The sequence below is a fragment of the Planifilum fimeticola genome, from assembly GCF_003001905.1.
Taxonomy (GTDB): domain Bacteria; phylum Bacillota; class Bacilli; order Thermoactinomycetales; family DSM-44946; genus Planifilum; species Planifilum fimeticola.
Genome location: NZ_PVNE01000047.1, coordinates 1 through 12034, shown reverse-complemented (window position 1 = coordinate 12034; position 12034 = coordinate 1). Strand labels below are relative to the sequence as shown.

General features: G+C 50.9%; 9 protein-coding genes. 1 reads left to right on the top strand and 8 read right to left on the bottom strand.

Annotated elements, in window-relative coordinates:
• Nucleotides 1-117: 117 nt before the first annotated feature.
• The gene (locus CLV97_RS17170) at nt 118-681 is read right to left on the bottom strand and encodes a helix-turn-helix domain-containing protein (protein WP_106346757.1); all 564 of its coding nucleotides are present in this window, start codon (nt 679-681) and stop codon (nt 118-120) included.
• 916 nt (nt 682-1597) lie between these two features.
• Here CLV97_RS17170 and CLV97_RS17165 point away from each other — a divergent pair.
• Nucleotides 1598-2131, top strand: a complete 534-nt coding sequence (locus tag CLV97_RS17165) for a hypothetical protein (protein WP_106346756.1) — start codon at nt 1598-1600, stop codon at nt 2129-2131.
• A gap of 490 nt (nt 2132-2621) precedes the next feature.
• Here the strand turns inward: CLV97_RS17165 and cmr6 are convergent, their stop codons facing one another.
• Genes cmr6 through csx2 form a run of 7 tightly spaced genes read right to left on the bottom strand, consistent with a single transcriptional unit; the run spans nt 2622 to nt 10364 of the window.
• Nucleotides 2622-3932 (bottom strand): type III-B CRISPR module RAMP protein Cmr6, encoded by a 1311-nt coding sequence (cmr6, locus tag CLV97_RS17160; protein WP_106346755.1) that lies wholly within the window; start codon nt 3930-3932, stop codon nt 2622-2624.
• Nucleotides 3910-4326, bottom strand: coding sequence for a type III-B CRISPR module-associated protein Cmr5 (cmr5, locus tag CLV97_RS17155; protein ID WP_106346754.1), 417 nt, complete (start codon nt 4324-4326; stop codon nt 3910-3912). Before cmr5 ends, cmr6 begins: the two co-directional genes overlap by 23 nt.
• Before the next feature lie 13 nt (nt 4327-4339).
• Nucleotides 4340-5278 carry a type III-B CRISPR module RAMP protein Cmr4 gene (cmr4, locus tag CLV97_RS17150; protein WP_106346753.1) on the bottom strand — a complete coding sequence of 313 codons (939 nt, stop codon included), beginning with the start codon at nt 5276-5278 and terminating at the stop codon, nt 4340-4342.
• Nucleotides 5279-5283: 5 nt separating this feature from the next.
• The gene (gene cmr3 / locus CLV97_RS17145; protein WP_106346752.1) at nt 5284-6441 is read right to left on the bottom strand and encodes a type III-B CRISPR module-associated protein Cmr3; all 1158 of its coding nucleotides are present in this window, start codon (nt 6439-6441) and stop codon (nt 5284-5286) included.
• Nucleotides 6413-8116 carry a type III-B CRISPR-associated protein Cas10/Cmr2 gene (gene cas10 / locus CLV97_RS17140; protein ID WP_170070601.1) on the bottom strand — a complete coding sequence of 568 codons (1704 nt, stop codon included), beginning with the start codon at nt 8114-8116 and terminating at the stop codon, nt 6413-6415. The genes cmr3 and cas10 overlap by 29 nt, the downstream gene beginning before the upstream one ends.
• Entirely contained in the window at nt 8113-9036 is a 924-nt protein-coding gene (cmr1, locus tag CLV97_RS17135; RefSeq protein ID WP_106346750.1) for a type III-B CRISPR module RAMP protein Cmr1, read from the bottom strand. The genes cas10 and cmr1 overlap by 4 nt, the downstream gene beginning before the upstream one ends.
• Nucleotides 9033-10364: a TIGR02221 family CRISPR-associated protein gene (gene csx2, locus CLV97_RS17130; RefSeq protein ID WP_106346749.1), complete on the bottom strand. Its 1332-nt coding sequence runs from the start codon at nt 10362-10364 to the stop codon at nt 9033-9035. Before csx2 ends, cmr1 begins: the two co-directional genes overlap by 4 nt.
• Nucleotides 10365-12034 lie beyond the last annotated feature (1670 nt).

Genomic DNA, 12034 nt, shown 5'->3' with positions numbered 1-12034 from the left:
TGGATGAACAATTACCGTCGGTTGGTGGTTCGGTATGACCGATATTTGCATATTTATAGAGCTTTTTGCCTGATTGCATTCATTATTTGGTGTGTAAACCGAATTTTGAAATAGCTTCTATTCAAATCGGTTTTCAATGTAAATGGTTAACACCTTTGCTTCTTGATTATTCACGGGCATGTACAAATGGGGTTTGGTTCCTCTGAAATAGGCGCTGTCTCCCTTTTCCATGTAATATTTTTTTCCGTCGTAATAGAGCTCGATGGCACCCTCTAAAACATAAACAAATTCGTCTTGTGTGTGGGTATAGGTTTGCTGATCTTTCTTCAGTTCTTTGGGGATGCTGACGATGAACGGTTCAATGACCGAAAGGGGAGGTTTATTTGCCAGCAATTCGTAGTAATAACCGATATTATGATCGCCCATTTTTGCTTTCCGACTTCTCTTGTTTACCAATATGAGATCTTGATCCTTCTCCTCATCCAACAGCCAGGACATCGGGATATTCAAGGCCTTGCATATTTTCGACAATGTCGCAACTGCGGCAGCCGTCTGGCCATTTTCGATTTTTGAGAGCATACTTTTTGAAATGCCGCACGCGTCGGCGATCTGTTGTTGGGTTTTTTTCTGCATTAAACGGGTTTGTTTTATTTTATTTCCTATCGTCTGAAGGTCTATCATGATCCCCTCTTTCCCGTTAAATCATTTTCTCCTATTATGTCAACTGATTCCCATAAACAGTATAATAAATATAAAACATGCTGTCCAAGTTCATAGGACCCCGCTTTTTTTAATTGACAAAATTGTTTTTGATGATTATATTCTTCGTAAAGATGTATAGGGTTGTCCAAGAGGCATTGAAACTTCCCCTCGTAGTGAGCCAGCTGGTTTTGTTTTGTGTTTTTTGAAAGGGGATTCTCCTGTATGTCTCAAGGGCTGTTTTTCCGAACACCGGGAGCTTCGGCAAAAACCCGGGAGGTGTTCGGAAACGCGCAAACCCGCATGAAATAAGGGGATACGAGATTTGGAAGGTGTGAACAGCGGGAAAAAAGGGCTAAAAAATTTGTCGAAAAAGGAGGTGTTCGGAAAACGGCGGAGAAGTATAGGAATGACAAGGGATAGAGCCGTCACAATAAGAACACCTCAGTAAAGAGGATTGAAACTCCAGCTCTTCACCTCCTCCGTTTCGAGAAGCAAAACCTCAATAAGAACACCTCAGTAAAGAGGATTGAAACTCCAGCGTTCTGGATCCACCCTTGAATCTGCATTTGTCACAATAAGAACACCTCAGTAAAGAGGATTGAAACTGGCTGCACATTGGACAACGAACCTGAGCATTATATGCGTCACAATAAGAACACCTCAGTAAAGAGGATTGAAACTACCACTCGATCGGGAAATCCGATAAATCCAAGGACTGTCACAATAAGAACACCTTAAGGAGATAGGTCGAAACGATGATGGTAAACCTAGGATGAACATGGGCGTCAGTTGCGTGAAAGATCTCTGGAAAGAAATTTCCGGATGGCTGGGTTTAATGGCAATTTCCGGGTGATATTTAATATCACTCCTTTGCGTTTTTAAGGAGAGATCGGTATTGTTTTTGCTGAAATATAGAATATGTGACGAGGATTTAGTTGACAGATCCCTAGAGAACTTTGACGATGATGGGATAATTGAAGGGCAATTAGAATTGATTTTTAATAACAAAAATTTCGGTTTTTGTGACAAGGATATACCTTTTGGACATGATCTGTTGGTTCTTTGGTTCAAAATGTTAAATCATGCGAAAAACAAAATTAAAAGCGGGAAAAAGTATGTAGCTGTTCCGGATATTGAATCGTCGGTTTGGATTGAATTCATAAGCGATAGACGGCATATCACTGTAAACTTGATTACATTGAAACTGGAAAGCTTTACTGGTTATGTACTTACGGATCCGATTGAACCGGAGTATTACCATTGGCGGGGTGCTGTGATTGGCAAAGATGAATTAATTTCGGAAATAGAAAGCAAAACAATCCAATTTGTCAATGACGTTGTTTCTTTAAATCCATCGTTGAAGGATAGCAAAGTCTTGAGAGAATTGAAGCGGTTATCAACGTGTGAAGATGCAACATTCTTCACATAACTTTCCGGTACCGTCGAATTAGATTACCATACAGGTATGATTTGCGAACATCGGGAGTGTCGGCTCGACTCCAGGGGGTTGTTCGCAAACGCGGAATTCCTCGGCATATAAGGAAAAACGGGCACGCTGCAGTATTCGAAACAACCATCAGATTGATTGAAAATGGTTAAATGAGGGGGCGCATTCATTAAAGAGGATTGACACAAGGCGTGCCGACTGGGGAACCTATACCTATACTTGTCACAATCAGAACACCTCAGCGAAAGAGGAACCGGCTTTAGCCATGTCCTTAATGGTCACGTCAACACCTCATAAAAACGCCGGGGTGGCAGATGGTGTGAGTCCTTTTTTCTGGAAAAGACAATCCGGAGAGGGGGATACCAGGGTCAAGATATGAAAAAATCTGTGAACCTCGAAGGGAAAGGTTCACAGATTCATCTTGGACAATACCCATAGACGCGGACGCTGCCAGTTGGAAACGGTCCGGAAATCAGGATTCTCCCAATAGCCGGAGGAGAATTTGAACCTTTTCATGCTGCTTTTTCTTCTTTTTCTTCACATGCCAGTCGCCGGTTTCTTCCCAGTATTTCCTCAGTGCCCGGGCGGGCTCCAAATTCCCCTGCTCGGCCTGCGCCACCACCCGTTCATACAGTTCGGATTTGCTCTTTTCCCGATCCTCATGATGATCCGATTTCAATTGTTCGATCTCATAGAGCAGCCTTTCCTCTTCGGACATCGCGGCCCATTTCCTGGCCCAGGCTTCTTTTCGCTCCCGTTCTTCCCTTTCCCGACGCAAGGCCTCTTCTTGGGCCTTGCGTTTTTCCTCCCGACTTTCAAGGCATTGGAACCCTTGCTGCAGGGTATCCTCCGTCCGATCCACAAAGAAATCGAAACAGCCGTATCCGGAGGTGGTTTTGGCTCCGATCCCCATTTCCGAAAGAGCCTGCTTGAGCCACGTTCCCGCCACTTCCAACAGGTCATCACCTTCCAGGGAGAAATCCCGTTCCCCCGCCAGGGTGATGACAAATTCGAAATAAGGCGCTTCCACGCCATAAAATTCGTTGGGAACCGGGTCCATGCGATCCGTCGGCGGCTTGCCTTGTTGATAATAATCCCCGAAATGGACCGTCAAGACGTCGGGTTTGAGGCAGACTTCTTCGCAGGCAAAAGCGTCATGGAACTGGACGGCGCCGGAATGCTCCTGATCGCCGAAAACGTCGCGGATTGCGCGGGCGTGACGCGCCTGCGCTTCCCCGGCTTCCCCCTTCAGGGCCGTTTCATACGCCTTTTCGCTCCCCTCGAAAAAAGCTTCGAGAGCCCAGTGGCGGACTACACCCTTTATCGAGGAGCCGGGGAGGTAGGGGACGCCGTACACGGGGTGAATCGTCAGCGTAGCTTCCCGCACGTGGGCGGCCCCCAGGCCGGGAAAAGCTTTCCCCGTCGGTCTGCCGTGCAAAATTTTGACCCGTTGATACCGGCTCAAAAGGGCCAAGGCTTCCCGGCGCTGCTTCAGCACCTGACGATAAGTTTCCAGTTGCTCGTTGGAGAGGGCGATTTCTTTCTTCAGCGGGTATAGACGGTTCTTCGATTCCTTTTTTGCATAGGTTTTTTGTTGACGATAGTGTACATCGTACCACAGATGATCTATTTGCTTGTTGGGGTCTCCTTTCTTTGATGACTGTCTTCTGCCGGAAGACTGATTCCCGGCAAGCAGATTGCGGTAAATCTCCGCCGTGTCAAGCGGATGGAAAATCATCCATTTTTCTTTTTCATTCTTCTTATTGGGCTGATTCCTTGACATCGATCATTCCCTCCGCAAAACGGTGCATCCAGTTGAGAAGGGCCAGCACTTCCATCGTCACCAGGCGGTATTTGGGACTTTCCATGTTCACCAGGATTTCGATGAAATCCTTTTTCTCGCCTTGATTGTCCTCGTCGATCAAAAATGGCATGCTTTTCTGGATCCACTCGGCGATTTGCTCGTAAATCTCCCTGTAGACACCGCCCTTGGCATAGTAGAAGGCGAGGGTCTCTCCCAATCCGTTCACCTGCACCATGGCCGGCATCTTTTTCAGGTAGGAGCGGTATTCCCGCTGCTTTTGCGTCTCCTTTTCCGCTTTTTTGACAAACCCTTTGACCTTTTCGAAGGCGTACGCGGCCCTCGCATTGGCGATGGCCCGGATCTTTTGCGCCATGGATGCTCCCTCCTTACAACCAGATCCTCCGCAGGATGCCCCGTCCGATGGTCGAATTTCCCCCCAATTGGAAGACGGCGGGGAAATGATCGTCATCCATTAGATAGTTCAGAACGTCCTTGTCCGTTTGGAAGGATTCCTCGCCTCCGCCCCGGACGTGGCCGGCGAACAGAAAGCTGTACAGCACCGATTCCGGCGGAAGGTTTTCCTCGTACCACAGGGCTTTGTTGACGACGGTGCCCTTATCCGATTCGATGCGGATTCGGGCGTTCACTTCCGTGGACAGGGTGACGAAATCCCGGAAGGTGTCATCATCCAGGATGACGAGCCGCTTTTCCAGTTCCAGCGCTTCCGCGAAGGACAGGTGCCGGCCGAGGGCTTGTCCCAGCCGGGCGGTCTCCTCCGAGGGGGTCACTTCCAGGGTGTATTCCCCCAGCACGATGCGATCCCTTTGATCGGCTGGAACCTTTTCTTGTTCATTATTGGGGATCAACAGTTTGCTGGAGGGGGAGACGGTGTTGACTTCCGGTACCGGAAACATTTCATGGGATCCCTTGCCGAACAGTTCCAGTTCGCTATTCCACCGCCTGAGCACATAGGGACAGGTGATCCAGGCGAATACGCCGCGCATCGATTTCACCGGGAAGAGGAGCAGGCGGGCATCGGCGAGGGAGATGGCGCCTGCCTGCAGTTCACGGGAACCATCCCCTTCGGTTTCGCTGGGATCGCTTCCGAAAATGAGCCGGATCCGCCGTTTGGCCTCCTCGTCATCCCGGGCCAGGTAGGAGCAAGCGGCGCGAATCGCCCCCTTCAGGGAAGAGCTTTCGATCTTGGGAAAGCCGGTGTGTTGTTCCCGCTGGATCGGCAAATCGACCAGTCCCACCTCGCTGCCGCTTCCGGCGTGGACGGAGGAGACGGCATAAAGCAGGAAGGGTTTTACTTCGGTGAACATGTCGATCAGCCCCTTTCTTTTTGGGTTGTGAGAACGCCGCACACGGCGCAGCCGTACCCTTCATGACCCAATTCGTCGGTCAGTTTCATGGAGTGGATCGTCCGCACCAGCTGGTCTGCCTGCTGCCCTTTTACCTTCACCACCAGCACGGATCCCGCTGGCACGGCCAATTTTCGCGGTTTCGGCCGGTTTTTCTTCATGTCCCAGCCCCCGATGACGAGGGGTCGTCCGACGGCGGCCGTCAGCAGTTTCACCCGGAGGTCGCCTGGAAGGTGCAGCTCCTGCGTCGTTTCGTCGTAGCAAGCCGGCCTTGTGCCCCGTTTCCAGATGGCGGGGGTGAGCAGGATGATGCGGGCCATTTCCCGCTCCCGGATCTGTTGGATCAACTGTTCTTCTTCCTCTTCGGAATACAAAAGGCGTTCCCGCTGCAGGGGGGTGAGATGCCAGGGCCTCCCTTCGCCGCCCAGCAGTACGTAGCGGATGTCGTCGAAGGAAGGAGACCGGTCGCAGAGGACGAGCAAACCGGTGTCGCTTTTCCCCTGTTCCTCCCTGAACCGGTGCATCGGCAGCTGATACAGCATCCCTTCCTTGGCCCGCATCGTTTGCGCGTCGCGGGCGATCCCGATTTTCGGTTCCTTCTGCAACCACCGCTCGGCGCGGGCGATGGAGGAAATGTTCCGATGAAAGGCCGCCTTCTCCCGCCACTCGCTTTCTCCCAGATAGGCGTCGGCGGCGGAGGCGGATTTCCTGTCTTCGGAGGCGTACAAGCGCCACTGTGTGCCATCCGAGGCCCAATGCCCCTTTTCCTTCTCCTGGGTCAGGATCAACGGGTGGCCTTTTTCCTTCTCTTCTTCCTTCACCACCTGGTAGTCCAGGGGAAGGGGAAGCACCGCCCCCTGCGCATCGTGGAGCCATACGGCGCGGATGGAGAAGTCCCCGACCGCCTCCGGCGTGCCCATCCACCTTCTGATTTCCGGATCCCGCCCCTCGTAAAAGGAGGAGAAATCGCCGTACCGGTGAATGTAGGCGCTGCGGAGGGCACCGTACACCGTGCCGAGGCGGGGAGGGAACCATCCGGTTGCCTTGGCTTCTTCGCCCATGGAAAAGGGTTTGTGATCCCGGAAAAAGAAGGTATCAACCGGTCGCAGCAGATATGCCCTCACGCTCTTTCACCCCCAGGCTGCGAAGGATTTCCAGCAGCTGAATGAACTGAAAGCTGGTCGGGACGACCTGGTGCAGTTTGACGAGGCTTTTTGCCAGGGATTCCGCCTGGGCCTCCTGGGCCGATTCCTTCAGCGCCCGGCGAAGCAGCCGCTTCAGTTCCACTTCCAGCAGTTCCTCGTTTCGGGGATCTCCCTCTTCAAAGACCGACAGCTTCCCTTCTTCCCGCTCCTCCTTTCGGGGAAGCAGGGGCAGGAAGGACTGGGAGAAGGTGAACAGGAAGGTGGAGGAGATTTCGCTTTTGACGGAATCCATCAGGTACTCGAGATGGGAGGTGGTCCATTCGTCGGGTTTTTGCAGATCCAACAGCCACGGTAAGACCACTTCCCGCTGTTCGCCGCTTCGCGCCAGATAGGCGAGGGCAAAGGCGTCCTTGGAAGGCCCGTTTTTTCGCCGGAAGCTTTTGGCCTTTTTTTCCAGGCCTCGCGCCCGGTTCAGCATGTGATACAGGGGATCTTTGCAGTAGGCGATGACAATGCCCATGGAGGCCGTCGCCTTTGCGTCCAACCCCTGCCCTGAATCGCTAAAGGCTTGGCGCAGCTTCCGGGCGAGGGGAAGCGCGTTGTAAAAGGGAACAAAGGCGAGAACGTCATCTCCGCCGGCGTAGACCAGTTCGCCATCATACTCTTCCACGATGTTCGGGACTGTGTGCTTTGCAAACCGGCTGAGGCGCCGGCTGATTTCCCGGTAGGTGTCGAGCGGATTTCTGACGGTGCACTTATCCAGCGCTTTTTCTCCGGAGATCCATTGGCCCATGTCGTCGCCGTCCATCATCAGGATGGCGTAATATGTTTGACCCCGGGCGATTTTATGGACGGAGGGAAACGGTTTTTTTTCGAACAGCTCCCGTAAAGCCCGCTTGCAGAGGCACAGGGCGCACAGGAATTCGCCGTTCCGGATCCGACCTTCCCCCTCTTCCGCCCCTTCATATTGGCGGAAAGGGCTCGTCCGGTTGTCCCAGGTCTTTCGCAATTGCCGCCTCATTTCGCCGATCGGATCGTCGGCGTCCGGGGTTTCGGCGCACAGGGCGTCCCGCTCCCCGCAGATGGTGCAGATCAGTCCGCATTGATCGTGCGGGGGATAGCTCCGGTTGTTTTTGACCGCCGCCAACCGCCTTTCCACCTCGAGGCGGGCCTCCTCGAAGGAGCGGTCGTCGGGCAGGTTCTCCAGCGCCCAGAAAAATTCCAGGCTGGAGTCCACCTGCTTCTCCGCCTGTTGATACAATCCGGTTTTTTCCATGTCTTTCGGAAAGACGCGACGGATGGCCTCATGGCACAAGTCGATGAGCTCGTTTCGGACCTCTTCTACAGTCTGCCGCGCCAATACGGCCACTTCCCGGGGCTCTCCCTCAATCAGGGCGACGAAGCGGTTGGGGAGAGAGGCGGCATCGCGCTCCCTTTGGGGGCAGCTTTTTCTCAGGTCGTCCTTCGTCACCGCCGGATAGACCATCTCCACCTGCCGGTGTTGTTCCTCGCCTTTTTGAAAGAGGAACCCAATCGCCTTCCTGGCCAAATGGGACAGGAGGTGGCTGCCGCTCCACAGGTCCTCCGTCTTCCGAGCCGCCGCGATGAAGGATTGGACGGGTCCGATGCTGATGACGAGCAGTTGACGGTTCACACGTTCACCCCCAGTATCTGGAGAAAGCGATTCCGCGCATCGCGGTAGTGGTTTTTTTCCATGTCGCGGGAAGTGACTTCGGTGATGACCGGCACGTAGCCCTGCCCCACCCGGCGCACCGTGCAGTGCAGGGGGGAAGCGAAGCGGGGTTTGGAGGATCCAAGAGGGCCTCCCCCCGAATTGGCGCGATGTCCCGCCCGGCTGATTCTTTCGCGGACCTTTTCCGCGGAAAGACTCGGTTCCCCAACCCATACGGCGTTGATTTGCGGATGTATTCTTTGCGGTTTTTCTTTCCGCCGCAGCAGGCATCCCGATTCCGGCGGGGGGAATTGAAAGGCATCGTCCCGCTTCAACCGGGTGAGGAGATCGCGGAGGGTGTTCTGGATATCGGAGCTTGTCCGCCACTGAAACCCTTCATACTGGACCGCCCCGGCCCCCCGCCTCGCCCGCTGGCCGAAGCCGCTCAGGAGGAGCATCCAACGCACGTACAGCGAATGCTCCTCCTTCAGGGTCAATCCATCCTCACCGGCGGATTCGGCATCCCTTTTCAGGTGCACCATGAGGAGGCGGAGGGATTGATGGGCGCCGATGGCGGGGCTATATCTTTTTTTACTGGTGCGATGGGGCAGAAGAGGGGACGAGTCCATTTTGGTTTCGGATAGCTCCAGCCGGAAACGGACGGGGGAGCGGCACCCCTGATCCCCCGTAATTCCGCCGAACTTGGCCGTTTCCCGTTTGATGAGTTCTTTCGAAGGAGAATCCTGCAGAGTGCGCCACCAATACCGGAGCACCCCCTTGATGGAAGGGACCCGGACCTCCAGGTTCTTGCGATTTCCGTGCATAAAGAGAGGGGTCAGGGTTTCCAGGGTAAACCCTTCCGTTTCAATGGCCGACGCGGTGAGCAAATCCCGCTGCGTCATCGGGTGGCCGCTCCTTCCTGCTGGTCTTGATAGAGTTGATCCAATTCTTCGAACAGAGGGCGGAAAAACTGAAGAAACTCATCCAACTTTTCATGGAACTTTTCATGAGAAATACCATCTTTCCTAAAAATGTCTTTTGTGTTCCATCCGGCATGGTTCATGCTGTTACGATATTCAGTCAGTTTTTTGAAGGATAATTGGTCGTCTTTATTATCAATGAATTTATATATATTTGGTATTTTTTCAAGTAACTCTTTAGAAGGGTTTCCTTGCAACCATTTTTTAATCTTATCTCTAGTTTTATCTTTCTTTTTGGAGTCGGTTAGATCTTTCCACATTACTCGGCAAACCGCTGAAATGATTCCTTCCTGCAACATTGTATAGCCCTGTTGAATAAGGCCGTTATCATAACACCATTTCGCCGCCCAATAATCGTCCATGATCGGTCGTCCTGTATACCCTTCGGTTTTTTCATTCATTTTACCGATCAATTCTTCAAAATGACGAGATCCACGGATTTTTAAGGATTTCGCCTGATTCAGCGCATCTCGAAGATTGTCTAGGCCCCGGGGAATTTCCGGAGCGCGGCATGTCTGCATCATTTGGTGGAATTCATGGGATTGTTTGGTTAATTCTTTTAGAGCGTCCTCTTCTTCTTGAGTCACACCGATTTTAACTGAACCATTTTTGTTATTCGTAAGAGACTCAATCACGGATGCGTTGCCTGTTTTCAAATAGCTCTCAACGCCGTAGGCCCAGTCGAGCAGGGGGATCATTTCCGTCATATCAATGATGGGAGCTGTAGGAGGTGTGCCCCGGTCGTTCATTTCCCAACAACCATAGAGCAGCTTTTTCAGTGAGGCTTTTTTCAGAATCCGCGCGTAGTTTAGGATGATCAAAGCCATGATGGGGAAGGAGCGGAAGCTGTGGGTGATATCGAAGATAATCTCATCCCCTTCGTCGATCTCGTTGAGGATGATCTCAAATAGCTCCCAGTTGTGCTTTTCATCTTGTTGGCTGGGAATCCGGACTTTTCGGATTTGGTTTTGTTGGAGGAGTTTAGAGTTGATTTCGTTCCATGTTTTTTCCATGCCAATTAATTTTTTGCCTTTATTCTTACCATATTCACCGATACGGTCTTGCCAGTTTTTCGACTCCGCTTCTTCGGTCAAAAAGATGATGATTTGATCTTTATCGGTAAACTTGTGGCAAAAAAGTTCATAAATGGCTGTTTGGACGAAGCGGCTTTTTGTCGCTTTTCGGCCTCTGTAAGTGTAGAAGCCTTCGTCATACTCACCGTTGCCCAAAAATGTAAGCAGTTTTTTCATTTGTTGATCTATCTCCTTTCTATGGATTTTGGTCAGCGCTTGAGCTCGATCTACTAAGAAATTTGGCGAATATAAGCATATAAGATCAAATATTATTCTTTGATCGAAAGAACCATTAATAACCCGCGGTCAATCAGTAAAATTCGATATATCATCCTTTAATATATGACAAAGATGTATTTTTTGGATTCGACAAATCCCGAAAATCTCCTTCTGAAATCGAGATGAATCGACCGTTTTCATTTTTTAGTCACAGGTTTGAGATGATAGGCGAGAGCATAATGAAAAGAGAGGGGAGCAAAAGCTTACGAAATCTTTTGCGATGAGGTCACGGCTTACATACATCAGAGTATTGGAGGTGAACAACACTTTCTTTTTTATATTGAAGAAACAGTTAAAGAAAGGAAAAGTGCCGCTTTTCCAATTGGCGGAATTGTTTGATCAAGTTATAGTGTAAGTATCCAAATCATTGATTTGTCGGTTGTTTCAGGGTTGTAGGTGACCTATGAGGGATGGATTTTCCGAACACGGGGAGCTTCGGCAAAAACCCGGGAGGTGTTCGGAAACGCGCAAACCCGCATGAAATCAGGGGATACGCGATCCGGCGGATGCGAACAGTGGGATAGAAGGGCTAATAAATTTGATGAAGAAGGAGGTGTTCGGAAAACGGTGGAGAAGTATAGGAATGACAAGGGATAGAGCCTCCGCGTCACAATAAGAACGCCTCAGTGAAGAGGACTGAAACTTGATTCGAAGAGCTCCTGGGTGTTCTGGAATCCGGTCACAATAAGAACACCTCAGTAAAGAGGATTGAAACTGTCCTCTCGATATTCCTCGGTGGCTGCTTGCACCGTCACAATCAGGACACCTCAGTAAGGAGGATTGAAACTTCCAATCGATCCCGCTCCTTTTTGAGGGCCTTCTCCTCCATCACAATGAGAACACCTCAAAATAGAGGATTGAAACTCCATTTTTCAATTCCCAACTCCTTATAGGCGTCTGTGTCACAATGAAAACACCTCAACAAAGAGGATTGAAACAGAAGATTAAGGGGCTAGAGACTTTGGAAGAGAAGGGGTCACAATGAGAACACCTCAATAAAGAGAATTGAAACATCTACGAATCGAGATTGGCTCGACAGTAGCATATGCACAATAAGAACACCTTAGCGAAAGAGGAACCGGCTTTAGCCATGTCCTTAATGGTCACGTCAACACCTCATAAAAATGCCGGGGTGGCAGATGGTGTGAGTACCTTTTTCTGGAAAAGACAATCCGGAGAGAGGGATACCGGCGGGTCAAGAATGAAAAAATCTGTGAACCTCGAAAGCAGAGGTCCACAGATTCATCTTGGACAATACCCATAGACCCATACCCATTAATCTTCTGAAATTGGAGCAAATCTACTGTTTTCACTATTTAGTTATAGGGTTGAGGGTGATTGGTAGAGGCAATGGTTGCGGATATGCGGCGGAAGAACTGATCGGCATGATGATGCCTTTGGTGCTATCTAATCGGGGGAGCTGACTGTCTACAAGCTATTTCAAAAACATGATCTGCCAATGTAAAATGGAAGTATGAGTACGAGACATGAGCTGACAGACGAACAATGGGCTGTGATTGAGCCCCTGCTCCCCAAACCGAAACCAGGCCCCGGGCGTCCGCCCGCCG